Raw genomic sequence first — 24076 nt, 5'->3', positions numbered from 1 at the left:
GTCAAGCAGACACTCCAAAAGTAGAACTTCTGGCGGCTTGTTGGCGATACTCGGCGGGCGTCAGATCGCCGAGTGATTCGTGGGGGCGTTGCTCGTTGTAGTCGAGCATCCACCAGTAGGCCGCTTCACGCACATCCTGCAGACGGGCGAACAGGTGCTGGTCGAGCACCTCCTCCCGGAAGGTGCGGTTGAAGCGTTCGATGTAGGCGTTCTGGTTGGGCTTTCCGGGCTGGATGTACTGGATGGCCACGCCACTGGCCTTGGCCCACTGGGTAAATGCCTCGCCCAGGAACTCCGGCCCGTTGTCCGAGCGCAGCACCTGCGGCAATCCGTGGTCGCGTTTGATCTGGTCGAAGATACGCACCAGCCGCGCCGAGGTGATCGACGTATCGACTTCGATGTGCAGCGCTTCGCGGTTGAAGTCGTCGACTACGTTGAACGTCCGAAAGCGGCGCCCGCAAGCGAGCGCATCGCTCATGAAGTCGATGGACCACACGGTATCGGGTAGCCGTGGCACGTACAGCGCCACGCGTTCACGCTTGGGCAGGCGGCGCCGGGCGGCCCGACGGAGGTTGAGCTTCATGGCCTTGTACACCCGATAGATCCGTTTGGGGTTCCAGTCCGGCCGCACCTTGCGCAGCTGGGCACAACACTTCCAGAAGCCGCGGCTCGGTCGATCCTCAACCAGGCGAGCCAACGCAGCGATGAGCTCGGCATCGCGCACCGTCCAATCCAGCGGCCGACGGTAGTAAGCAAAAAGGGGTCAGGTTCATTTTTCCCCGGCGGGAGGGTCTTTTCTGGGCCGGCCGCGGGGATGGACAGTTGCCGCTCGCAGGGTAAGTGTCTCGACCTGCTGGCGGAAGCGGTCGCTTCCCCATGCGCGCTGTTGCTGGGTGTGTTGGCGTAGCTCGGCCCATTCCGTTTCGTCGATGGTACCGGTGACCCACGCGCGGTACGCGATCTGACGAGCGTCGTTGTCTACGCCGAGGGCCAAGTAGGTCTTATGCGGCGTCACAATCGGATTGGACTGGCCGGACGCGTTGGCGTGATAGCTGGTCCAGGCGTAGCCGGACGGGTCTTCGACCATGAGCGCACGCACGGGATTGAGTTCGATGTAGCGGTAGCACGCCAGCACATAGCGCGCCGTATCAACGAGAGCGGCTTTGAAGCGTCCCTCCCACAGGGTGCCTGTACGTCGGTAGCGCGCGTTGAAGCTGCCGACATAGCGCCGCCCGATGGCCTGCATCATGCGCGAGACGGCGCCCGACTCGGCCGGTGTGACGAGCAGATGGACGTGGTTGGTCATCAGCACGTATGCATGAACAGCGCAGCTGTGTTTGGTCGCAGCCTCGCGCAACTCTTGCAGGTATTGACCATAGTCGACCGGCGCGGCAAAGCATGCGCTGCGGTCGTTTCCGCGCTGCACGATATGCTGCGGGACGCCCGGCAGGTCCAATCGCGGCTGGCGCGCCATATACACACTCCCGACCGAAGGTCACGAGGATGCCGTCAGCTACTGCGTGCGTCTGTCGGAGCGGACGGACGCGGGCGGCGAGCTTTCTCGTCCCCGGCTGTGGGCGCAAATGAACCTGACCCCTTTCTGGCCCTTTTCTCGCCCCCGGTAAACTTGGGCGCCCGACCTGATCGCAAAGTGGATCGATGATCAACAACGACATCCTGCGCAGCATCCGCTACATGCTCGACCTCAGCGACAACAAGGTGGTCGACATCATCGGCCTGCCCGATGCGTCCTTCACGGTCGAGAAGGACGACGTGCGCGCCTTCCTGCTGAAGGAAGACGAGCCCGGGTATCGGCCGTGCAATGACAAGGTGCTCGCGCATTTCCTCGACGGGCTGATCCTTTACCGTCGCGGCAGGGACGAGAGCGTGCCGTTGCGGCCGGTGGAGAAGCGCGTCAGCAACAACGTAGTGTTGAAGAAATTGCGGGTGGCCTTCGAGCTCAAGGACGTGGACATGCACCAGGTTTTCGCGGACGCGGGATTGCCCGTGTCCAAGCCGGAGCTATCGGCGTTGTTCCGCCAACCCGGGCACAAGAACTACCGCCCGTGCGGCGACCAGCTGCTGCGCAATTTCCTCAAGGGGCTGACGCTGCGCGTGCGCGGCGCCTGAATCGCGCGTGCCTCAGAAGCTTCCACCGACCGGCAGGTAGCGCCACGCGCCGACGGGCATCTTGGCCAGCGCCACCTTGCCGATGCGGATGCGCCGGATCGCCACCACCTCCAGCCCGACCTGTGCGCACATGTCGCGCAATTGCCCGCCTTGCACTCCCTTGATCGCAAAGCGCAGGCGGAACTCGTTCTGCCAGCTGACCTTGCAAGGGCGTAGCGCACGGCCGCGGAACTGCAGCCCGTGGTTGAGCTTGTACAGGCCATAGGGCGCAATCTGGCCGCGGACCTCGACCACGTACTCCTGTTCGATTTCGTCGCGGTCCTCGGTCAGACGACGCCACACGCGACGGTCCTGGGTCAGCACCATCAAACCGCTGGCATCGGTATCCAACGGCACCAGCGGCGTCAGGCGATGGAAATGGCGATCGAGCAGGCGCACGCCCGAAGGATCCTCGGGCCAGCGTGTCCCCGGCTGCACCAGTCCCGCCGCGGCCTTGCGGCCCTTGATCGCGTCATAGCCAACCGGCTTGTGCAGCAGGATCGTGGCCGGTTCGATCGCATCCAGTTGCGCGGCGGGGTCGAGTGCGACGACCTCGGTCGACACCGGATGCGCCGGATCTTCGACCACGTGCCCGTCGACAGTCACCCAGCCGTTCTTGATGTACTGCTCCGCCTCGATGCGCGAGCACCGGGCCAGGTCGGCGACGTGTTTCGCCAGTCGAACCGGATCGGACATGAATCGGCGCCAGGGAAATCAGAGCGCTCAGTGTACCGATCAGGCACGCCAAGGCGGCTGTCGTGCGTTCGCGGCACCCTTGCGTGCAAGGCAAAAAGCTCCAACCGCAACGCAAAGGGCCTTGCGCACGCAGTTCCCCAACTATCGCGCGCAAACTTTTAGTCCAGGGAAGTGCGTGGGAGCGGCTTTGTCGAAACGAGGCCCTGGGGCGAGGAGCTCGTCCTGCGTTCCAGAGGACGCCAACGCTATCGGTCGGCCAAGGCGCTCTTGAGCAGCGTGTCGTAAAGCTCCAGCCGCAACCGCACGCCTACCTGCAACATGCTCAGCCAGTAAACGAACATCAGGGCGCCGATCAGGACGATCTCCGGCCAACTCAGATGCACCGGCAGCGCAGGTCCTTGAATTGCAGGAATAGCGCCGTGGCAAGGGGCAGGAAGCCGAGTTTTTCTATGCTGCCTGTCAGGAGTGGAAGCTTGCTGCGGAACCGGTCGAGGCGATGGGCCGCAAACGCGCTCATGGTCTGCAGGCGCTCCCTCGGGAAGCCTCTCATCCACTCAACCAGTTGCAGGTGGTGGGGCAAGTCGTGGTCGAGCGTCTCCGCATACTCCTGGCGCTCGCGCGGCGGGCGCAGGTTGAAGACCGGTAGCTCTCCCGCCCACGCGACCATGAAGGCTGCAATCTCGACGAGAAGAAGCACGATGGCTGCAATCAACACGGTAGGACTAGGGGGCAGCATCTTGCTCAGGATCAGCCCTGACAGGCCCGCCAGCATGCCGATGCCGTTGCCCCATCTCGCACGTTGGTTCGGTGCCATGCGGTACGAGGGATGCTCGGGAATGGCTTCGATGCGCTGCTCCAAGGTGCCGAACGTGAGCTGCTGCGGTTCCATGCGCGTCGATCTCCCTTGCATCCACTGGTTGGGGCTTGGGGCGGGGGGTCACTCGCCAAGGCGAGCCAGGTAGGTAGTGGCCTCGAGCGTGCAGGACGCACTGATCGCACCGGGCAATCGAAACAGCCGCGCTTTGTTGCGGAAGTCGAACACACGGTAGAGGTGATAGCGCTCTGCGTCCGCTTCAGACCGCGTCAGCTCGTTGCGGCTCACGAAGAAAGGCGTCAGTTGGCCGAAGGCGGTGGTTTTTACCTCGATCAGCCGCTCGCGGCCACTTTCCTCGTACGAGAGCACGTCGAATCCCAGGCCGTCGCCCTGTGTAGCGGCGACGTGTTCGACCCGCTCGCTCAATGCCTTCTTGCCGGCGGCGTGCAGACGGCGCGCTTCCAGCTCCAGCACGAACAATTCGCCGGCACGGCCGAGGGAGCGGTTACGCGCCTCCTGGGCAAGGTAGTCCCGCTTGGCGGGCGAGAAGCGCGGGACATAGCTCGCCGGCGCTTCGCGGATGCGGGTCGGCTTGGGCACATCCACCCACACCGCTTCGTTGTCGGCTTGCGCCACCGCCGTCGCTGGGCGCACCACCGCTGCCTGAGCCGCTTCCTGAAGCGCGACGCGCGTCTGAACCTGCGCTTCGACCACCTCCAGCAGCATGCCTTGGAAGTTGCCGCGCGGCTTGTAGCCATCGATGTAGGGGAAACCCAGCGCCAGCATCACCGCACTGATGTTGCAGTGCTTGAACTCAAGCGACTGGCGGCTGCGGCCGTCGAGTTTCTCGAGCAGCGCGTTGGCGTGCTGAGTCTTGCTGTAGCGCTGGCCGTTGAGTTCCAGCGTCAGCATCGTCAGGTAGTCGGCTACGCAGGCCTCAACCTCGAGCCGTGACCAGTGTTCGCCTTTCGCCACGCATTGTTCCCTGTATCCAAAAAGGGGCTGGTTCATTTTCCCTCAGGCGCGGGGCTTTCGTGGACGGCTACTCAACGGGTCAGGGGCGGACTTTCCTGAGCCAGGCCGCCGCCCAGGCATCCAGCGGAAAGTGCACCCTGATCCCGGTTTTGCGCTTGGCTACAGCGCGACCGGTTTGGCGCCGGCCGCCTTCAGTTGCGCATTGAGGTCGGCCAGATCGCCCCGCTTCAACCGCTGCCACGCTTCCACCGTGCCATCCAGCGTCGTCGACAGGGTGGCATACGACGCCATCGCGTCCTGGCTGGGATCGGCGTCGGCGCCGTCGACCGCCTGTTCGAGCTTGGCCAGGTTCGTCGACAGGGCGCGCAGGCTGTCGGTACGCCGCGGCGGGGTACTCAGCGCGTTGCGCGGATCGGGATGCGCCTCCATGCCGGACAGGTCCTGCGCCTTGGCCATCAGCGCCTCGACTTGGGCATGCAGCGTGGTCTTCGGCAGGGCGTCCAGTGCCTTGAGCAACTTGCCCGCTTCGGCGCTGGCGCGGGCGGCGCGCGCCGAGGCTTGCTCCACCTTGCGCGCCAGTTCGAACTCGCGTTGCAGCGCGGCCGAGGACACCTGCACGCGCGGGTCGGCCTTCAGCTGCAGCGGCTGCCGGTAGTGGCGACCGTTCGCCTGCAGCTCGACGGTGTACTGGCCGGGCGGCGCCCAGACGCCGCTGTTCTCTTGCGGGCTGTCGGGCTCGGCGGGCAGCTGCGACGGATAGTGCAGATCCCACACGAAGCGGTGCATGCCCGGCGCGGTGGACAGGCGCATTGGTTCCGGCACCCATTCGGGTGCGACGGCGAGCTTGGCCGGATCGGGCTTGCTCACCGGCTCGGCGCTGCTGAAGCTGCGCACGGGCTTGCCTTGCGCATCGAACACGGTCAGCGTCACCGCTCCCTTAACCGCCTTCGGCAGCGCGTAGTCGATCATGGCGCCGTCCGGCGGATTGGCCGCCATGGGTTCGTCCTTCGGGAGCGGCGTGCCGGTGAAGCCGGCGAGGCGCACGCGGATGGCGACGGCCGGCCTGAACAGGGTCGCCGTGTCCGCGTGCAGGTCGGCCATCTGCCGCAGCGCGCTGACGTTGTCCATGATCCAGAAGCCGCGGCCGTGGGTGGCGATCACCAGGTCGTCGCCGTGCACGTCGATGTCGCGCACCGAGGTCATCGGCAGGTTCTGCTGCAGCGCCTGCCAGTGCGCGCCGTCGTCGAAGGAGACGTACATGCCCCGTTCGGTGCCGGCGTAGAGCAGGCCCCGGTGCTGCGGATCCTCGCGCACCACGTTGACGAAGCTGTCGCGCGGGATGCCGGCGTCGATGCGCGTCCAGGCCTTGCCGCCGCCGGTGGTGCGGTAGAGGTAGGGCGTGTCGTCGTCCAGCCGATGGCGGTCGATCGCCAGGTAGGCGGTGTCGGGGGCGAAGTGCGAGGGCTCGATGCCGGCGACCTTCGACCACGGCGTGAGCGCCTGCGGCGTGACCTGCTGCCAGTGCGCGCCCTCGTCGTTGCTGCGCCAGACCAGGCCGTCGTCCGTGCCTACCCACAGCGCCTTGGCGTCCAGCGGCGAGGGCGCGATGGTGTAGATCACGCCGCGGCGCTTGTCGAGGTGGTTGTCGTCGGCCGCGGTGGGGGCGTCGAGGTTGGCCGGCACGCCGGCGTCCTCGCGGGTCAGGTCGGGGCTGATCGGCGCCCAGTGGTCGCCGCCGTCGTTGGTGCGGAACAGGCGCTGGTTGGCGAAGTACAGCACCTTGTGGTCGCGCTTGGAGAAGGTCAGCGGCAGCGTCCACGCGGCGCGGTAATGCGCGGCGGGGTAGGCGAGGGTGGGGTCGACGCTGCGGGTCTGTTCGGTGCGGGTGTCCAGCTTGTCCACCCGGCCGCCGTAGACGATGTCCGGATCGTCAGGATCCGGCGCGATCATGTCGCTCTCGCCGCCGGGGGTGACCTCGTGGAACTGCTCCATGGTGATGCCGTCGCCGTTGCCGGTGCGGCTGGGCAGCGCCACCGCGCCGGAATCCTGCTGCGCCCCGTAGACCCAGTACGGAAAGCGGTTGTCGGTGCTGACGTGGTAGATCTGCGCGGTGGGCTGGTTGAACCAGCTGCTCCAGGTCTTGCCGCCGTTGAGCGTGACCAGCGCGCCCTGGTCGACGCCCAGGATCTGCCGGTCGGCGTCGGTCGGGTCGATCCACATCTGGTGGAAGTCGTCGCCGGTCGGATCGCCCTTCAGTGCGATGAACTTTTTGCCGCCGTCGTCGGAGCGCAGCACGATGGTGTTCATCACGTAGACGCGGTCGGCGTTCTTCGGGTCCACCGTGAGCCGGCAGAAATACCAGCCGCGTTGCCAGATGCGCTCATCGGACGTCAGGTGCTTCCAGTGCGCGCCGCCGTCGTCGGAGCGGTACAGGCCGCCTTCGCCGGCCGGCGCGTCGACCAGTGCGTAGACCCGGTCCGGCTCGCTCGGGGCCACCGCGATGCCGATGCGGCCGGGATGGCCCGCGAAGCCGTTGCCTTGCAGCTGACTCCAGTGCTCGCCGCCATCGTGGGAGACGTACAGCCCGCTGCCCGGGCCGGCCGACGGCGGGTAGACGCTCCACGGCGGGCGGCGGGTCTGCCACAGCGCGGCGTAGATGGTGTCCGGGTCGCCGGGCTTGAAGGCCAGGTCGATTGCGCCGGTGTCGTCGTTCTTGAACAGCACCTTGCGCCAGCTCTTGCCGCCGTCGCGCGAGCGGAACACGCCGCGCTCGGCATTCGGACCGTAGGCATGGCCGAGCGAGGCGGCGAAGACCACGTTGGGATCGCGCGGGTCGACCAGCACGCTGGCGATCTGCCGGCTGTCTTCCAGTCCGATGTGCGACCAGTGCCTGCCGCCGTCGGTGCTCTTGTACATGCCGTTGCCGTGCGCGATGTCCGAGCGCATGTCGGCTTCGCCGGTGCCCACGTAGAGCGTCTTGGGGTCGGAAGGCGCCACCGCCAGCGCGCCGATCGAACCGACCTGCTCGTCGTCGAAGATGGGTTGCCAGGTGCGACCGGCGTCCTGGGTGGCCCAGACGCCGCCGTCCACCGCGCCGAAATAGAAGTGCCGGCTGTCGCCAGGCACGCCCGCCACCGTCAGCACGCGCCCGCCGCGGAAGGGTCCGATCAGGCGCCAGTGCAGCCCCTGGTACAGCGAGGGATCGACGGAGGCCTGTGCGGCCAACGCCGTCGTGATCCCGAGGGTGAGCAGGGCGAGGCGGTGGCGCAGGCGCATGGGTGACTCCGTGGGCGGCAGGCTGAAGCGCACGATCTGCGCACGTTGCCGGGGGAGATTCAAGAGCAGGAGGTCACGGCAGGAGGGGAAAAAAGGGGGGGAAAAAGGGGACGTGGCTAATTAAGCCCCTCCCGCTCGCTGGCTTGGCGGGGCCGACCACGCGGGCGGCAGGTGGCGGGTCGTCCAAGGGTGGTTTCCACCATGCGCTGGAATCGCTCGTCGCCGAGTGCCCGCTCCTGGCGGGCATACGCTCGGAGGTGTTGCAGGTCATCCGGTGCGATGCCGGCGTCGAGCCACCGTCGATAGGCATCGGCGCGTTCGGTTGGATCGCTTCCGAGCGCGAGGTAGAGCGGATGCGGTGTAACGGCCGGATCGCGCGCGCGGCCCAGGTGGGTGTGCACGCTCGACCAGCGATGGTCCTCCGGCGCATCGACCATGGCGGCGCGTACCGGGTTGAGCTCGATGTAGCGCATGACCGTCAGCAGGTAGCGTTCGCTTTGCACCAGGCAGGACTTGAACCGTCCCTGCCAAAGCGCTCCGCAGCGGCGGTGCCTGAGGTTGAAGGCCTGGACGTACGCCTGGCCGACCCGCCCCATGGCACTCGAAAGCGTTCCGATGGCAGCCGGTGTGACCAGCAGATGGAAGTGGTTGTCCATCAGGACGAACGCGTGAAGGGCGATGGCCTGGTCGCGAAAGGCCCTGCGTAGCAGGTGCCTGAAGTGGTGGCGATCCTCCTCGTCAAGGAAGATGGCGCCCTTGTTGATGCCTCGCTGGGTGATGTGCAGTGGTACGCCAGGCAGCTCAAGGCGGGGGAGTCGGGGCATGGGACGTGGCCGGTTGCTTGCCTTGGGCCAGCTTGCGTCGACGCACTTGGCGGATATGTCGGCGGGTGGCCCAAGTCCGGGTCGGCGCGGGCTTAATTTGCCACGTCCCTTTTTTTACCTTTTTTTACTTTTTCCACCGCCGCGAATGGACGAGCCCGCCTCGGACTGATTGTGAGAAACGCGATGGGAATCGCACTTCTCTTAACTTCGCCCTGTGGTGAACCTAACGTTTGATAAAGGTCCGCCTGTGTAACTTCCGGTGGATGGATCGGACCCTGGTCCACTCCCCCGCGGTATAGACGAAGGCTTGTCGAAGGCACGCCCGGGGAAATCACTCAGCTTGGAGTATTGAATGAATTTTCCCCGGAACCAGGCGGGGCGGTTCGCGCGCGCGCGCGCGTCCACCCCAGCCGTTGCATCCACCCCTGCTGTTGCCGCCGACTCGCGTAGCCTGGGCAATCCTTCCAGGTTCCTGCGCGGCGTGGGTGCAGGCGGTTGCGCCGCGCTGGTCACTCTCATGATGACCACGCTGTCCGCGAATGCGTTTGCCGCGACGGCGCCCGCCGTGACCGCGGCGCATCCTCGATTGATCCTCGATGCGCCGACCCTTTCGGCCCTGCGCAAGAATGCCGCCGCCAATACGCTCGAGTGGCAGATGCTCAAGTCGGTCTGCAACTCGTACATCGGCGGCACGGTGAATTACCCGACCGGCACCGCCTACCCGAACCTGCCCAATCTCGGTTCGGGCTACCAGGGCGAGTCCTACCTGCCGGCACTGCTGTCCGAGGCGCTGTGCTACCAGACCCTGAAGACCAGCAACCCGACCGCGGCGGCCACCTACGGCGCCAAGGCGGTGGACATCCTGATGAAGATGGCCGCGCCGTACGGCAACAAGGGCTGGAACCCCAACAGCGACGACGGCTACGCCATGCGTTTCTACGGCGTGGGCTTCGGCCTCGGCTACGACTGGCTGCACGACCTGCTGACCCCGGCGCAGCGCACCCAGGTCTACACCACCGCCAATGCGTGGGTGACGTCCTTCGAAACCAAGACGTTCGAATACGACCACCCGCAGAGCAACTACTTCGCCGGCTATTTCCACGCCAAGGCGGCCATCGCACTGGGCACCTACGGGGACAACCCCAGCGCGCCGGCCCAGTGGAACGACTGGTACACCCACCAGTTCGCCCAGCGCGTGCAGCCGTTCTACGCGCAGCACCTGGCCGGCGGCGGCTGGCCGGAAGGCTTCGGCAACTACGCGACACTCGGCATCTTCAACATGAGCATGCCCGCCCGCGAAGTGATGACGGCGACCGGCACGGATATCGTCCACGCCACGACGGCGCGCTACAGCTACCCGGTGGACAACGCCGACTACATGATCCACTTCACCTGGCCGTCGCGTGCGTATTTCGACGACCGCGACATGAACCACGCGGATGGCTCGGCGATCGGCATCGGCATGCCCGGCACCACGCAGGTGGGCCTGGCGGAGATGATCCTGGGCGAGATCGGGTTCTGGAAGTCGCCCAGGGTGGGCGTGTTCCACGAGTACCTCAATGAGATCAGCACGGCCACCAAGGGCTTCAATTCCTCCGACCCGTGGCTGCTGTTCCTGGAGACCAACCCGGCCGCGCCTTCCGCGTCGCTTTCGTCGCTGCCGCTGTCGTACTTCGCCAAGGGCATGAACGCCGTGGCGGCGCGCTCGGACTGGGGCACGGCCGCCAGCTGGATGTCGTTCCGCGCGGGGCCGTACACCAACGCGCCGTCGCAGGGTGAGGAGTTCTTCGACCAGGGCAGCCTGGCGCTGACGCGCGGCAACACCCCGCTGCTGGTCAACGCCAGCGGCTGGATGGTGCATGGGTCCACCGGCAGCGCGGACGAGGACCGCATCTACAACGACAACTACGGAAGCAGCGACGGCACGCTCTACATGGGCAACCGCCAGCTCTACAACATCTTCCACGTGTTCAACAAAAGCGGCGGCAGGATCGTCGAGGGCGGCTCGCAGGCGGCGGCAACCACCGAAGACAACCAGGTGCGTACGCACGTCGCGGCGTTCGAGGACGGCGCGCATTACGTCTACACCCGCGCCGAACACATCGAGGACATGTATCGCAAGTTCTCCGCCGGCCCGGCCGTGGCGGCCTGGTCGCGCGAGGTGGTGTACCTGCGGCCGCACCGGTTCGTCGTCCACGACCGCACCACGGCCGGCGGCAGCGCCTACGACCAGTACCTGGCGTGGCATTTCCCGGCCGCCCCGGCCAAGGGCTCGGCGCCGACCGGCCAGACACGGCTGAACCTGACCTACAACGGGACCTATGCCGGCGCGATGACCTCGGTGCTTCCCGCCAATGCGGCCATGACCACGGTCGGTCTGTATCCGGGCAGCAACCCGGTGAAGGTGTGGCAGGTGCAGGAGCGCGCGCCTGTCGCCGCCCTCAGCCATCAGTGGTTGAACGTTTTCGATACCTCCTCGTCGCCGACGCTCGTGGCCTCCGCCACGCCGGTCACCGTCAATGCGGGCGCCATCGTCGGCGTGCGCCTGTCGGGCAGCGACGGCAACGACGTGGTCATCAACAGCGCCGGGGCCGCCGGCACGCCCATCAGCGGCACCATCGGCTACACCGTGCCGGCGGCTGCCGCCAATCACGTGATCACCGAGCTGGTTCCCCGGACGGGCTACTCGGTGACGGTGGCCACCGCCAACGGAAAGCAGCAGGTGAAGGTGTCCTCCGGCGGTACGTTCATGGTCAGCGCCAACGGCGTGCTTGCCTTCAACGTAAGCGGCGGCGGCACCGTGACCGCGGCTACGCCGCCCCCGCCGGCACCCGCGCCGGCGCCAGCACCGGCTCCCGCACCGGCACCCGCGCCCGCACCGGCACCGGCACCCGCACCCGCACCCGCACCCGCACCGGGCGGCCAGTTGCAGAACGACGTCCCCGTGAGCGGCGTGAACATCTCCACGGGTGGGGACCTGCGCTACACCCTGCAGATCCCCCAGGGCGCCACCTACAGCGAGGTGATGACCGTGAACGGAACGGGCAACGCCGATCTGTACGTCAAATATGGCTCGGCACCGACGCTGAGCAGCTACGACTGCCGCTCGTCCCATGCCGGCAACCAAGAGCTGTGCGCCTTGAGCAATCCGAAGCCTGGTACGTACTACGTCCTGGTGCATGCCCGGACCAGCGTCACCGGCCTGACCATTCGGGCCCAGTGGTTGCCGTAAATGCCCGTGACGTCGCCCTTCGGTGACGTTCCGGAAAGGGATGCCCCGCGATGGCCGGTCCGGCCATCGCGGAGGTCGAAAACGGGGCGTGGCTGATCAAGCCGCGCCTGCGCCCGGACGGTGGGACGCTTGCCAGTCGGCCATGACGACTTGCGCCATATGACGGGTTGCGTTATGGTTCTTCCGTGATCCGGAACTTCGCTGACAGGGAAGTGGAGAAGATATGGGACGGCAAGCCGTCCCGGCGGCTGCCTGAAGACATCCAACCGGTCGCTCGGCGCAAGTTGCGCATGCTCAACAACGCGCTCAACCTGGACGACTTGCGCGTTCCTCCTGCGAATCGCTTGGAGGCGCTCAGGGGCAATCGCAAGGGACAACACAGCGTCCGGATCAACGATCAATGGCGCATATGCTTCCGCTGGAAGGACGGCGACGCCTATGACGTCCAGATCGTCGACTACCACTGATCCCCTGGATTCGACCATGAAGACTTTGCCCAACGTCCATCCCGGCGAAGTGCTGCTCGAGGAATTCCTGCTGCCGATGGGCATCAGCCAGAACGCCCTCGCACGGGCGGCTGGCGTGCCGCCGCGCCGCATCAACGAGATCGTGCTCGGCAAGCGCGGCATCAGTGCCGATACGGCCGTGCGCCTGGCGGCCGCGCTGGGCACCAGCGAGCGCTTCTGGCTGGGGCTGCAGGCGGACTACGATCTCGAAGAAGCCCATCGCGCGCTCGGCAAGGCCGTTGAGCGGATCACGCGCATTGCCGCGTGAGCAGCAAAAGGTGCCAGGGACAACTCCCGGATCAACCGGGGCAGAACACTTTCGGCAGATGCCGTCTGACCTGACGTTGCGACTCAGGGGCGACCTGAACTTGGGGTCGACCGGCGTACCTGGATGACGCGGAACAGGCTTCCGTCGCTGTCGATCAGGACGCCGACGAGCGAGCTTCCGTCCCAGCGGAACCGCCACTGGGCACCGTGCATGGGGCAGACGAGCAGCTGGCGGACAGGCTCGAAGCGACAAGCGAGGTCGCCCATGGGTTCGTCCTCCGAGCCAGAGCAAGAGCCCTGCACCCAGCAGGCTTCGCACGCGAACCCGTGTGGGAGACTTCCGCAAGCCTGGACCGTGCATCGTTCGGACCTCGCCGGCGGAAAGGCGCACTCTTAACGTCGCGACCCCGAACCCGTTGCCTAGCCGCTGACGTGGATGCCGTTCCAGGCATGCGTGTGGTTGAGCGGCGGTTGCGCCCCGTCGGCCAATTGGCCGGCGAATGAGTCGAGCCGGTCGAGGTAGCCGTCGTCGGCGATCATCCCCGCATCGAAGGCGCAGGTGGCCCGCGGCTGCCTGCCGAGTCGCTCCTGCATCTCGGCGAACGTGCTGTCCGAGCCCTTTCCGCCCATGGTGCAGAAGAACGCCGTTCGCGGCAGGTGCGCGGCGTGCTCGTGCAGGAACCGGCGCACGGGGGAGGCGGGGCGTCCACCCCACACCGGCGTGCCCAGTACGACCAGATCGTAGTTCTCCAGCGGCACGGTGGGATCGGCGATCGGGGGCAAGGTGCCCAGCAGGCGGTCGAGCGCGGCCCGCCAGACCGATACGCGACCATCGCCGCGCAGGTCCTCGATCGGCAGTTCGTCCGCACCGAGCCGCTGGGCGAGGGCGTGGCCGACGCGCGCCGTGTTGCCACTGCGGCTGTAGTAGGCGACCAGCAAGGGATTTGCGGGTGTCATGGGGGACCTCCGGGACTGGCGGTGGTGCAGGGATCCGTATCGGGGGATCGTTCTAGGCGCATGCTCCTATGTGTCGCGGCAGGGGTTTTGATGCAGATCAAAAAGGGTGTCAGGGACAACTCCTGACGGCGCGCGGGGGATGGGACGATGCTGCGGCGGGGCGTGGGCCGATGGCGGCGGGTGATCGGGCCGGCGATGCTGGCGCGCATGGCTAGACTTCCGCGCTTCGATCTTCCCGGCGTCCCGCAGCACGTGGTGCAGCGGGGGAACAACCGACTGCCCTGTTTCCTGGACGATGAGGATCGGCAGCGCTATCTGCAGTGCCTGCATCAGGCGCTACTGCGCTTCGGATGCAGGCTGCACGCCTATGTGTTGATGAGCAATCACGTGCACCTGCTGCTCACGCCGGGCGAGGCGGGCGCGATGTCGCGGTTGATGCACACCTTTGCGCGCAACTACGTGTGTTCACTCAATGCCCGGCACGGCCGTACCGGGACGCTGTGGGAAGGTCGCTACAAGGCTTGCCTGGTGGATTCGGGCCGCTATTTCCTGGCGTGCTGCCGCTACATCGAACTCAATCCGGTGCGTGCCTGGATGGTGGCCCAGCCGGGCGACCATGCGTGGTCGAGCTATGGTTTCCATGCCCATACGCGGCCGGACCCCCTGCTGACCCCGCACCCGGAGTACCTGGCGCTCGGCGCCGATCCCAGCGCTCGCGCCGCGGCGTACCGGGCCCTGTTTGCGGAGGTGCTGCCCGACGCACTGGTGGGAGAGATCCGCAGCTACCTGCAACAGGAGAAGGCGCTGGGCTCGGACCGATTCCGTTGCTGGGTCGAGGCCAGGACAGGCCGCTTCGCGGCTGTGCGCCCGACCGGTCGCCCGCCGCATCGGGCTAATGGTCCCTGACACCATTTCAGTATCAAGCGACGCCGAGCTTGCCGCGCTCCCCGCCGCGGGGCGCCGCGAGTTCCTCGGGCGTCACGAACTGGGCCAGATCCTCCGCCTCGTAGAACGGCAGGATCTCGACCACGCTCCCGGCGGTCATCGGCGAGCGCTTCACCCAGGCCAGGGCCTCGTCCATGTCCTTGACCTGCCAGATCGAGAAACCGGCCACCACCTCCTTGCTCTCGGAGAACGGTCCGTCGACGACCGCAAGCTCGGTGCCGTCGTAGGTCAGCCGCTTGGCTTCGGCGCCGGTCTTCAGGCCGGCGGCGGCGACGAAGACGCCGGCCTCGACCAGTTCCTCGGTGAACCTGTCCATCGCCGCGAACGCCTCGACCTCCTCGGGCGTGGGAGCACTCAGATCGCCGATTTCGGCGACTTTCGCAAACACCATGACTCGCATCGTCCTTCTCCTGGTGTGAGCCCGCCCCATCGGCGTCTCTCATCTGAGCGACGAGCGAGCTTTTCGAAAATAGACCCTGCTCGGGAAAATTTCAGATATTTGGCCGAAGCAATTGTATTTATTGAAGCAAGTGCTGTCTGACAGGGCGGGCTTGCGGCCAGCACGCGCTCTGCAGCGAGCGCTTCCGAAGCGATCGAAAGCCAGCTCGACTGCAGATCCAGCCTCGCGAAGAGCGTGCGCCCTCGGAAGACTGCGCAAAGCGCATTGACCCGCCTTGGCCGTTACGGAACAGGCGTTCTGGCGAACCATGCCTTCCTGGATCGACAGGTCTCCAAGGCGCGCTGGTAGCCGTCGCGCGTGCTGGTGCGGGCGATATAGGCTTTCTCCGTGTCGCCCAGGGCGATGCCCGCGCCGTATCGGGCCAATTCCAGCGCATACGTCACCGATACGCCTACGACAGCAAGACGAGCGGAGCCTTGGCAAATCGACACCGGCCGGTCGCCTGTGGCTCCGGCTACGCTGCGAGCGCTTCCGCGCAGCGATCGAGGCGCAGCGGAGAGCCGAGCCCCGGAGCCGAAGATCGAGTCGAAGGGGATGTCCCACAAGCGAGGCTGCGCTTTTCGCTCGGCCCACACGCTCCTGCGCGTATGAGGCGGTGATCCCTGACTCTCCACGCGCTCGCTCATGACCAGCAAAGTCCTGCAGATCGACCTGCACGATGCCGGACGCGATGGCATCTACCGCGTCGTGCCCGACGATCCGATGACCCTCGTGGATGACGCGGCCCGCGCCGGCCTGCGCCTGAGCCGGATCGACCTGCGCGATTGCGCGAGCCACCAGCGCGCCGCGCAATGCCTGGCCCAGGCGTTCGAGTTCCCCGGGCCGGCTGACGAATGGCCGGCGGTCAGCGCCGGCCTGCGCGATCTGGGCTGGCTGTCCGCACCCGGCTACGTACTGGTGCTCGACCATGCCGATGTCCTGCGCGCGCAGGCGCCCGAAATCTACGCCGCCTATCGCGACCACCTGGCCAGCGTGGCGCGCGACTGGCACGCGCGGGGCGTGCCGTTCTTCGTCTTCATGGTCTTCCCGGACAACGAAACCCGCGACGCGGCCATCGACGCCTGAGCAAAGGGGGGTTCGTAGCCGCGGAGGCCAGCCTGAGGGTGCATGATCCACCAGCAGAGCCCGGCCGACCGAAACCGCGCACGTGGAGTCGCGAAAGGAAGGGACTCCGACCCGCTCAGGCTCTGCGCACCGTCGCCGGCGTGCCGTCGGCGCCCGCCGACCAAAGCCTGCGCAACTGACGCGCCGAACCCAAGCCCGCCCGTTCCGCGGCCCGCTCGACCGTGTCGCCCGCGGCCAGGGCCTGCCGCGCGAGGGCGAGCCGCAGGCGCGCGTGATAGCTGTGGATCGACATGCCGCTGGCCTCGCGAAACCGCCGGGTCAGGCTGCGCACGCTCATGTGCCCGATCTCGGCCAGGCGCGCCAGCGGCCAGTCTTCGGCGGGCGCGTGCACCAGCGCCTCCTGCACCCGATGGATGCGCGCATCCATGTGGTTGCGCCCCTCCAGCCACGGCGACAGCGCGGGATCGCCCGGTGCGCGGCGCAGATAGACGGCCATCTCCCGTGCCACGGCGGCGGCCATGCGCGGGGAGCCGAGCCCGGCGATCAGGTGCAGCGCGAGATCGATGCCGGCAGTAACGCCCGCGCTGGTGTACACGCCACGATCCTCGACGAACACCCGGCTGTCCAGCACGTCGGCCGTGGGCTCCAGCCGCCGGAGCGCATCGAGCAGGGTGTGGTGCGTGGTGCAGCAGCGGTCCTTCAGCAGGCCGGCGGCGGCCGCCAGCAACGCGCCGGAGCAGACGCAGGCGACGGGCCGGCCGCTGACGCAACGCCGCAACCAGTCCACCAGTTCGCGGCTGGCGTCGTTCGACAGCACCGACCCGCCATCGCCCACCGCGCCGCAAACGACGACCAGGACGTCGTCAGCCACCTGCTCGGGCAACGGCTCGACACCGGACAGGCCCACGCCCAGGCCGGTCGACGCGGACTCGCCCTCGCGCACGGGCGCCACCATGCGCAGCCGCAAGGGCAAGCCTTGCGCGCCGGCAATGCGGAACGCATCGGCGGCGCCGGCGAGGTCCAGCAGGAGCAATGCCGGCGGCAGCACGAAACAGATCTCAGTGATCGGTGAGGACGTCATCGACGGTGCGGATGCGGGCAAAGCGGCCTTCCAGTACGAGTTCGGTTCGCTGCTTGATGTCCTGCGCATCGTAATGCCGGCCGGTGCGGGCGTGGACCATCGGGAAAGTGAGCGTGGCCTCGGTGACGTAATCGACCTCGAAGCCCAGGTCGGAGGCGACCCGCGAAGTCGTTTCGCAACACTGCTCCGAGCGGATGCCGGTGACGATCACCCGGCGGATGCCGCGTTCGCGCAACCAGGCTTCCAGCTCCGTGTCGGTAAAGGCGTTGTGCACGCGCTTGTGGAATACCGCCGCATGCTGCTCCGGCACCCAGTCCAGCGGACGGACCAGGCCAGAATCGGCGCGAAAGTTGGCATCGTCGTCCTCGTGCAGGATCCGCACGATCGGCCAGCCCCTTTTGGCGGCACCGTGGAGCAGTTGCACCAGGCGCTGGCGGAAGGCCGGCACGTCGTCCTCGCGCCAGTAGGGCGCGTGCAGGAAGGACTGCTGGACATCGATGACGAGGACGGCGGGGGTGTCTGACATGGCGCGACTCCGGTGGTTGGGAGGTCGCCACTCTAGGTCGCCGCCAACGGGCCGACGAGCACGCCGGCGGACCGCTTGCGGACGGATCGGGCCAACGTGTTCGGCAGTAGAGGTGGGCAGGTGTCGGTGGTTGCCGCCAGGCTCGGCAAGCCGGCCGCCTGGCATCGTCCTGCTGCAAGACAGGGCCCTGACGCGACAGTGCAAGAGGACGGTCGCGCGCTCAGTTCAAGCTGGTCAGCAGCGCCTGGAACCGCGGCTTGCCGCGCAGCGAGGCCAGGTCGCTGTCGTTCGCCATCCAGGCACGATCGCCCCAGCCGAGTTGCACCGCGCGCTCCAGCAGGTCGATGGCGCGGTCGTGTTCCTCCAGCACCGCGAACGTGCAGGCGGCGTTGTAGAAGATCATGGGCTCGTCCTCGCTCGATCGCAGCGCCAGGTTGGCCCATTCGGTCGCCTTGGCCTTCTCGCCCAGCGCCGCGAAGCTTGCCGCTCCCATGTAGCGGGCGCGTGCGTCGTCGGGATTCACGCCGAGGGTGCGCCCGATCAGTTCGAGCGCACGCAGGCGCGCTTTCTTTTCGTCATCCTTGCGGCCCATCTCGCTGTACGCCTGGGCCAGGTAGACCTGCGGCAGGTAATCGGTGGGGCTGACCTCGGCGGCACGCAGGTACAGCCAGGCGGCCTTCTGGAAATTGCCCAGCGAGCTGCAGATCATGCCGTACATGAAACAGCCTTCGAGCAGGTTGGGGTTGAGCATCATGGCCGTCTCGAACTGCCGCTCGGCCTCCCTGAACTGCTGGCTGATGTACAGCGCCAGGCCGCGCGAGGCATGCGCCTCGGCCGAGTCCGGATCCATCTGCAGGGCCCGCTCGCTGGCGTCCATGGCACAGGCGACATGTTCGGGATTGCGGTCCAGGAAGCGATGACGCATGACGTACGCATCCGAAAGGCCGGCCCAGGCCGCGGCGTATTTCGGGTCGCGTGCGATGGCGCGCTCGTACATCTCGATGGCGCGCAGCGAATCGCGGCGGTTCCAGGCGTAGAAATACTTGCGGCCGCGCAGATAGTCGTCGTAGGCCTGTACGTTGGCGGTGGCGACGTACTGGATCGCGCGGCGTTCCTTCGGCGACAGGTTCACCTTTAGGGCATCGACGATGCTCTGGGCGATGTCGTCCTGGATGGCGAACACGTCGCGCAGCTCGCGGTCGTAAGTCTCCGCCCACAGGGTGGAGTCGGACGCCACGTCGATCAACTGCGCGGTGATGCGCACGTGGTTGCCCGCCCGGCGCACGCTGCCCTCGAGCACCGTGCCGACGTCCAGCTTGGCCGCGATCATCTGCAGGTCGGCCTCCTTGCCCTTGAAGAAGAACGAGGAGGTGCGCGAGGAGACTTTCAGCTGCGGCAGCTTGGTCAGCAGGCTCAGGATCTCCTCGGCGATGCCGTCGCTGAAGTACTCGTTCTCCAGCTCGCCGCTCATGTTGACGAACGCCAGCACGGCGATGCTGTGCCTGTCGCGGTCGCGGTCCGGATGGCGGGTCGGGCCAGGCACGTCCAGCCTGGCGACGGGGGCATCGGGTGTACGTCCCGCCGCGACGCTGGCGATCAGGCGATAGCCCAGGCCGTGCACGGTCTGGATGTAATGCGGCTCCGCCGCCTCGTCGCCGAGCTTCTGCCGCAACTGCGAGATGATCCGGCTCAGCGTGGCCGCGGTGACGTACTTGTGTCCCCAAACCTGTTCCAGCAGGTCGTCGTGCTTGATCAGCTCGCCCGGATGGGTGAGGAACTGCAGCAGCACGGCATAGGCCTTCGGCTCCAGGTCGAGCTCGTGCCCGTCCCGCAGCACGCGGTGTGCCGTCGGCTCGACGCGGATGTCGCCGAACGCGTAGTCCACTCGAGGGTTGGTCGGTGGTGTGGGCACGGGTGGGGATTATCCCAGCGGTGGGTGTTGCCTGATGTTGCCAAAGCGTGACCCTGGAGCAGCGAGAGAGCGGGGTGCGACAAGCTTGCGGCGTCGCGTCTGGTTCCTTAGTCGAGCGCCAGTGGGTGCCGAAGTGCTCACTGGCCCTCGATCTCGGTTGGCCCGCCATCGGGGCTCGTTCGGCCACTACCTGGCTCGAGTCTGGTCGCTGGTGGACCTCGCCCGCTCCAGCCGTACCCATCGCATGGTTGATCCGTTTTCCGCGGATGGCTTCAAGTGTCCCGGCTTTCCATCAGCCGGCGCGTCCATGAAAACCTCATCGAATCCACGCATATCCCGCAGGATTCCCTCAAGCGCGCATCGGTGGCTCCAGTCCAGGATCGCTCCACGGACATCGGCGTCCGTCGGGAGGCTCCCATGAAGAAATCCGTCCTTGCCATCACCATCGCACTCGGTCTCGCCAGCGCCGGCGGCGTCAGCCTCGCCCAGAACCAGACGCAGACCACCCAGCTGCAGAACGTCGTCGTCACCGGCGAACGTGCCTACGAAACCTATGTCACCCACCTGGACGCGGGCTTCCAGTTGCAGGCCCTGGTCGGCCACACCCACAGGCAGTATGTGCAGGCACAGCGGGCGGCCGACCAGCTGGAATCCCAGCGCATGCAGGGCCTCGCCCAGCAGCCGGTCGTCTCCGTGGCCATCGACAACTCCGCCGGCCCGGGCGTGGCGCGGCAGTTCCAGTTGATCAATGCCGCCCGCGAGACGGTTGCGGTCGTGAACGTGTACTGCAAGAGGTCCATGCCGTCGGAAGGCACGCGTTGCCAGATGGCCCCCCAGCGGACGGCCGGCACGCCCGGGCAGCGATTGGCGTCGATCCGGACGGAAAGCCTGCAGCTCGCCGCGGTGGACATGCGGCATTAGGCGGGCACGCGCGCGTGCCGAGTCCGCCGCCCGTGACGGAAAGCGGACGCCCGACCGCGCGGCACCGGCGAGGGGCGCGGATCGCTATGGGCGGATCGGACCGCTTGGCCAAGAAAGGGATCCAAAGGGAGCGACCTATCGAGGGAGCAACCTCCTCCCCCGCGACAAAAGGGCGGACGGGGCGGGTCCCAGCCCGTCGCGCGCGCGGCCCGTCGAGGCCGGCCAGGTAGACGGCATGCGACGGGCCAATCTACGGTGATTCCATCCTGGAGCCCGCTCGCGGCGGCTGTGACGGGCTGGCTGGCGCTTGCCTGAACGCCCCGCATTTTCAGGTGTCCGCAGACGCCGTCATCACTCTGGGTTAATAACTATTCGTCGCACCCCGACCCTCGAGGTAGGCAGCGATGAAAAGAACATTACGTTTGATGAAAAAGAGCCTGTTGGCGAGCCTGATCGCCGGTTCGGTCGCCACGCTGGCCGCCGCCCCGGACATCGCGTGGGCGCAGACCGCCAACGCCACTCTGCGTGGCACCGGCCCGGCCAACGTCCAGGTCACCGCCCGCAACGTGGCCACCGGTGCGGTGCGCCATACACGCACCGGCGCCGACGGCAGCTATGCGCTGCCGGGCCTGCAGCCCGGCACCTACCAGGTGGACGCCGGTCCCGGCACTGAGCGTACGGTCACCCTGACGGTGGCCTCCACCGCCACACTCAACCTGCAGGCCGCACCGGCGGCGCCCGCCACGCCCTCGGTTGCGAATGCGGCCAACCTGGGCGCCGTGTCGGTGACCGCAACCACGCTGCAGGAGGTCAAGACCTCCGAGGTGGGCAACACCATCTCGCTGCACCAGATCCGGACCATCCCGCAGGTGTCGCGCAACTTCCTCGAGTTCGCAGACACCGTGCCGGGCATGGTGTTCCAGGTGGATTCCTCCGGCCACACGCAACTTCGCGGCGGTGCGCAGAACACCAGTTCGGTCAACGTCTACATCGATGGCGTCGGCCAGAAGAGCTACGTCAAGGAAGGTGGCGTCAGCGGCCAGTTCAACAGCCAGGGCAACCCCTTCCCGCAGCTGGCGATCGGCGAGTACAAGGTCATAACCTCCAATTACAAGGCGGAGTACGACCAGATCTCCTCCGCCGCGGTGACCGCACAGACCAAGTCCGGCACCAACGATTTCCATGGCGAGGTGTTCGGCCGCTACACCCACGACGCCTTCCGCGCGCGCACGCCCGCGGAGGACGCCGCCGGCCACAAGACACCCTCGCACGAGAAGGAATACGGCTTCGCGCTGGGCGGACCGATCATCCGCGACAAGATGCATTTCTTCGTCACGTATGAGGCGAAGCGGTTCGACACGCCTGTCACCATCGTGCCCGGCTCGGTCCCTGGTGCGGCCAGCTTTCTGCCGCCGGCGGCCGCCGCGCAGCTTGGCCCCGGCGACCTGCCGTTCAAGGAAGATCTCTATTTCGCCAAGCTCGACTGGGAGCCGACCGATCGCGACCGTTTCGAACTCACCGGCCAGGTCCGCAAGGAAAACCAGTACGACAACATCGGCAACCAGACCGCCGCCTCGGCCGGTATCGACACCATCAACAACGACACCCGCCTTGCGCTGCGCTGGCAGCACAGCGGTGAGGCCTACTTCAACGAAGTGCTGCTGACCCACGAGAGGGCCTACAACAATCCCACGCCGCTCCACTTCGGCAACGGCCAGGCGTACACCTTCGGCCCCGACAACGACGCTTCCATCCTGTTCACCGGCGCGGCCAACGCGCTGGCGACGCAGAAGAAGGGCCAGAAGGGCCCGGCGATCCAGGACGACCTGACCTTCAACGACTTCGAGTGGCACGGCGACCACGTCATCAAGCTAGGCGCCAAGTACAAGGAGGTCACGCTCAACGCGCAGGACGCCGGCCTCAACAACCCTCAGTTCTTCTACAACGTCGACCCGACCGGCACCGGCGCGACGCCGTACAAGGCCTTCTTTCCCAATCCCGTGCCGGGCCTGAGCCCGGTCGCCACGTCCAAGGACAAGCAGTTCGGCGTCTACGTGCAGGACGACTGGGCCGTCAACGACAAGCTGACCCTCAACCTTGGCGTGCGCTGGGACTACGAGCGCAACCCGTCCTACCTCAACTACGTCACCCCGGCCAACGTGGTCGCGGCGCTCAACAGCCAGGACCCGAATGCCCCGGCCGGGCAGACCTACGCACAGTCGCTGGCGGCCGGCGGCGTGAACATCAACGACTACATCAGCACCGGCAACAACCGCAAGGCGTACAAGGGCGAGGTGCAGCCGCGCCTGGGCTTCTCCTACGACTTGAACGGCGACCAGCAACACGTGATCTTCGGTGGCGTCGGCCGCGCCTACGACCGCGACCTGTACGACTACCTGCAGGTGGAGCAGACCAAGTCCGCACTGCCCGAGGTGAACGTGTTCTTCCAGGATCCGGCCACCGGGCTCTGCCACAACGGTGGCGCGCCTTGTTTCGCCTGGAACCCTGCCTACCTCACCGGCCTGGCCAACCTGCAGGCGCTGCTCGCCTCCAGCAACACCGGGCAGGAAGTGGACATGGTCAACAACAAACTGCGCGCGCCGCACTCGGACCAGTTCAGCCTGGGGATGCGCAACCAGGTCGGCGACTGGAACACCAGCGCCGCGGTCAGCCGGATTCTCAGTTACAACGGATTCGTCTATACGCTCGGCAACCGCCGCCCGGATGGCAGCTTCTGGCAGGGCGGCAGCCAGCCGTGGGGTAACGGCATTCCCGGCTTCGGCAGCCTGATCATCGGCAACACCGGCATCCAGACGCGCACCACGCAGGTGCTGCTGTCGGCCGAGAAGCCCTACACCAAGGAATCGGGCTGGGGCGCGACCTTTGCCTACACCTACACCCACGCCAAGCAGAACCGCGACGTCAACGAGCACTATGCGTTCGACGAGGCGACCATCGGCCAGTACCCCTTCATCCTCTCCAACGCGGCGGCCAAGCATCGCTTCGTCGCCACCGGTTCGCTGGACGGGCCGTGGGGTATCACGTTGTCGGCCAAGCTGACGCTGGCCACGCCGATCCCGGGCAACTTCATCGGCTGCTATCCGGACGTGACCTTCCCCAACGGCAGCACCTGTTCGCCGCAGGGCGTACAGCCGCAGGGTACCGGCAAGTTCCTGATCGGCGGCAAGATATTCGGCTACCGCGATGTCGACTTCCAGGCGACCAAGGACTTCGACCTCGGCCACGGCGTCACGCTGTACGGCCGCTTTGACGTGCTCAACGTGTTCAACTGGAACAACTACACCGACATCCTCTACACCACCCGCTCGGCCAACGGCCAGCCGCTGCCGACCCTCGCGTCCTATAACCCGGTAGGCAACATCACCTACGTACCACGCACGGTGAAACTCGAGCTCGGCCTGCGCTTCTAGATGTCCGACGCCCACGCCG

The 24076-nt window shown here is 66.7% G+C and carries 21 protein-coding genes; 8 read left to right on the top strand and 13 right to left on the bottom strand.

Features of this window, described 5'->3' with window-relative positions; genetic code table 11:
- Window position 1: 1 nt before the first annotated feature.
- Both VGU65_RS10920 and VGU65_RS10915 read right to left on the bottom strand, forming a co-directional pair.
- Window positions 2-736 carry an IS3 family transposase gene (locus tag VGU65_RS10920; RefSeq protein WP_327476327.1) on the bottom strand — a complete coding sequence of 245 codons (735 nt, stop codon included), beginning with the start codon at window positions 734-736 and terminating at the stop codon, window positions 2-4.
- 33 nt (window positions 737-769) lie between these two features.
- Window positions 770-1474, bottom strand: a complete 705-nt coding sequence (locus tag VGU65_RS10915; protein ID WP_327475609.1) for a transposase — start codon at window positions 1472-1474, stop codon at window positions 770-772.
- Window positions 1475-1659: 185 nt separating this feature from the next.
- On the opposite strand from VGU65_RS10915, the gene VGU65_RS10910 reads away from it, so the two are divergent.
- Window positions 1660-2130 carry a YehS family protein gene (locus VGU65_RS10910; RefSeq protein ID WP_327475607.1) on the top strand — a complete coding sequence of 157 codons (471 nt, stop codon included), beginning with the start codon at window positions 1660-1662 and terminating at the stop codon, window positions 2128-2130.
- A gap of 12 nt (window positions 2131-2142) precedes the next feature.
- Here the strand turns inward: VGU65_RS10910 and VGU65_RS10905 are convergent, their stop codons facing one another.
- From VGU65_RS10905 to VGU65_RS10880, 6 genes are all read right to left on the bottom strand, one after another.
- A complete protein-coding gene (locus tag VGU65_RS10905; protein WP_327475605.1) occupies window positions 2143-2865 on the bottom strand; it encodes an rRNA pseudouridine synthase in 723 nt (240 codons plus the stop codon).
- Window positions 2866-3110: 245 nt separating this feature from the next.
- Window positions 3111-3248, bottom strand: coding sequence for a hypothetical protein (locus VGU65_RS10900; RefSeq protein ID WP_327475603.1), 138 nt, complete (start codon window positions 3246-3248; stop codon window positions 3111-3113).
- Window positions 3239-3754, bottom strand: coding sequence for a hypothetical protein (locus VGU65_RS10895; RefSeq protein WP_327475602.1), 516 nt, complete (start codon window positions 3752-3754; stop codon window positions 3239-3241). The genes VGU65_RS10900 and VGU65_RS10895 overlap by 10 nt, the downstream gene beginning before the upstream one ends.
- 48 nt (window positions 3755-3802) lie before the next feature.
- Window positions 3803-4654: a protein NO VEIN domain-containing protein gene (locus tag VGU65_RS10890; protein WP_327475600.1), complete on the bottom strand. Its 852-nt coding sequence runs from the start codon at window positions 4652-4654 to the stop codon at window positions 3803-3805.
- A gap of 159 nt (window positions 4655-4813) precedes the next feature.
- Window positions 4814-7930 carry a WD40/YVTN/BNR-like repeat-containing protein gene (locus VGU65_RS10885; protein WP_327475598.1) on the bottom strand — a complete coding sequence of 1039 codons (3117 nt, stop codon included), beginning with the start codon at window positions 7928-7930 and terminating at the stop codon, window positions 4814-4816.
- Between the two features lie 116 nt (window positions 7931-8046).
- Window positions 8047-8754, bottom strand: a complete 708-nt coding sequence (locus VGU65_RS10880) for a transposase (RefSeq protein ID WP_327475596.1) — start codon at window positions 8752-8754, stop codon at window positions 8047-8049.
- A 352-nt stretch (window positions 8755-9106) separates the two neighbouring features.
- Between VGU65_RS10880 and VGU65_RS10875 the strand changes: the two genes are divergently transcribed.
- From VGU65_RS10875 to VGU65_RS10865, 3 genes are all read left to right on the top strand, one after another.
- Window positions 9107-11986, top strand: coding sequence for a PPC domain-containing protein (locus tag VGU65_RS10875; RefSeq protein ID WP_327475595.1), 2880 nt, complete (start codon window positions 9107-9109; stop codon window positions 11984-11986).
- A gap of 185 nt (window positions 11987-12171) precedes the next feature.
- Complete coding sequence (locus VGU65_RS10870) at window positions 12172-12453, top strand: type II toxin-antitoxin system RelE/ParE family toxin (protein WP_327475594.1); 282 nt, start codon at window positions 12172-12174, stop codon at window positions 12451-12453.
- Window positions 12454-12469: 16 nt separating this feature from the next.
- A complete protein-coding gene (locus VGU65_RS10865) occupies window positions 12470-12760 on the top strand; it encodes a HigA family addiction module antitoxin (RefSeq protein ID WP_327475593.1) in 291 nt (96 codons plus the stop codon).
- A 419-nt stretch (window positions 12761-13179) separates the two neighbouring features.
- Here the strand turns inward: VGU65_RS10865 and VGU65_RS10860 are convergent, their stop codons facing one another.
- Window positions 13180-13716 (bottom strand): flavodoxin family protein, encoded by a 537-nt coding sequence (locus VGU65_RS10860; protein WP_327475592.1) that lies wholly within the window; start codon window positions 13714-13716, stop codon window positions 13180-13182.
- Between the two features lie 195 nt (window positions 13717-13911).
- On the opposite strand from VGU65_RS10860, the gene VGU65_RS10855 reads away from it, so the two are divergent.
- Window positions 13912-14622 carry a transposase gene (locus VGU65_RS10855; RefSeq protein ID WP_327475591.1) on the top strand — a complete coding sequence of 237 codons (711 nt, stop codon included), beginning with the start codon at window positions 13912-13914 and terminating at the stop codon, window positions 14620-14622.
- A gap of 13 nt (window positions 14623-14635) precedes the next feature.
- On the opposite strand, the gene VGU65_RS10850 is transcribed toward VGU65_RS10855, so the two are convergent.
- Entirely contained in the window at window positions 14636-15052 is a 417-nt protein-coding gene (locus tag VGU65_RS10850; protein WP_327475590.1) for a YciI family protein, read from the bottom strand.
- Window positions 15053-15745: 693 nt separating this feature from the next.
- On the opposite strand from VGU65_RS10850, the gene VGU65_RS10845 reads away from it, so the two are divergent.
- On the top strand, window positions 15746-16186 hold the full coding sequence (locus VGU65_RS10845; RefSeq protein WP_327475589.1) for a barstar family protein: 441 nt from the start codon (window positions 15746-15748) through the stop codon (window positions 16184-16186).
- 115 nt (window positions 16187-16301) lie between these two features.
- Here the strand turns inward: VGU65_RS10845 and VGU65_RS10840 are convergent, their stop codons facing one another.
- From VGU65_RS10840 to VGU65_RS10830, 3 genes are all read right to left on the bottom strand, one after another.
- Window positions 16302-17267 carry a GlxA family transcriptional regulator gene (locus VGU65_RS10840; RefSeq protein ID WP_327475588.1) on the bottom strand — a complete coding sequence of 322 codons (966 nt, stop codon included), beginning with the start codon at window positions 17265-17267 and terminating at the stop codon, window positions 16302-16304.
- Window positions 17245-17793 carry a cysteine hydrolase family protein gene (locus VGU65_RS10835; RefSeq protein WP_327475587.1) on the bottom strand — a complete coding sequence of 183 codons (549 nt, stop codon included), beginning with the start codon at window positions 17791-17793 and terminating at the stop codon, window positions 17245-17247. The genes VGU65_RS10840 and VGU65_RS10835 overlap by 23 nt, the downstream gene beginning before the upstream one ends.
- Before the next feature lie 220 nt (window positions 17794-18013).
- A complete protein-coding gene (locus VGU65_RS10830) occupies window positions 18014-19705 on the bottom strand; it encodes a winged helix-turn-helix domain-containing protein (protein ID WP_327475585.1) in 1692 nt (563 codons plus the stop codon).
- Window positions 19706-19981: 276 nt separating this feature from the next.
- Between VGU65_RS10830 and VGU65_RS10825 the strand changes: the two genes are divergently transcribed.
- Entirely contained in the window at window positions 19982-20626 is a 645-nt protein-coding gene (locus tag VGU65_RS10825) for a hypothetical protein (protein ID WP_327475583.1), read from the top strand.
- Between the two features lie 404 nt (window positions 20627-21030).
- The gene (locus tag VGU65_RS10820; protein ID WP_524537787.1) at window positions 21031-24057 is read left to right on the top strand and encodes a TonB-dependent receptor plug domain-containing protein; all 3027 of its coding nucleotides are present in this window, start codon (window positions 21031-21033) and stop codon (window positions 24055-24057) included.
- Window positions 24058-24076 lie beyond the last annotated feature (19 nt).

The sequence above is a fragment of the Frateuria sp. genome, assembly GCF_035943815.1.
Classification (GTDB): Bacteria; Pseudomonadota; Gammaproteobacteria; order Xanthomonadales; family Rhodanobacteraceae; genus Frateuria_A.
Note: the sequence above shows the minus strand (reverse complement) of the source record. Positions and strands in the feature narration are given on the sequence as shown.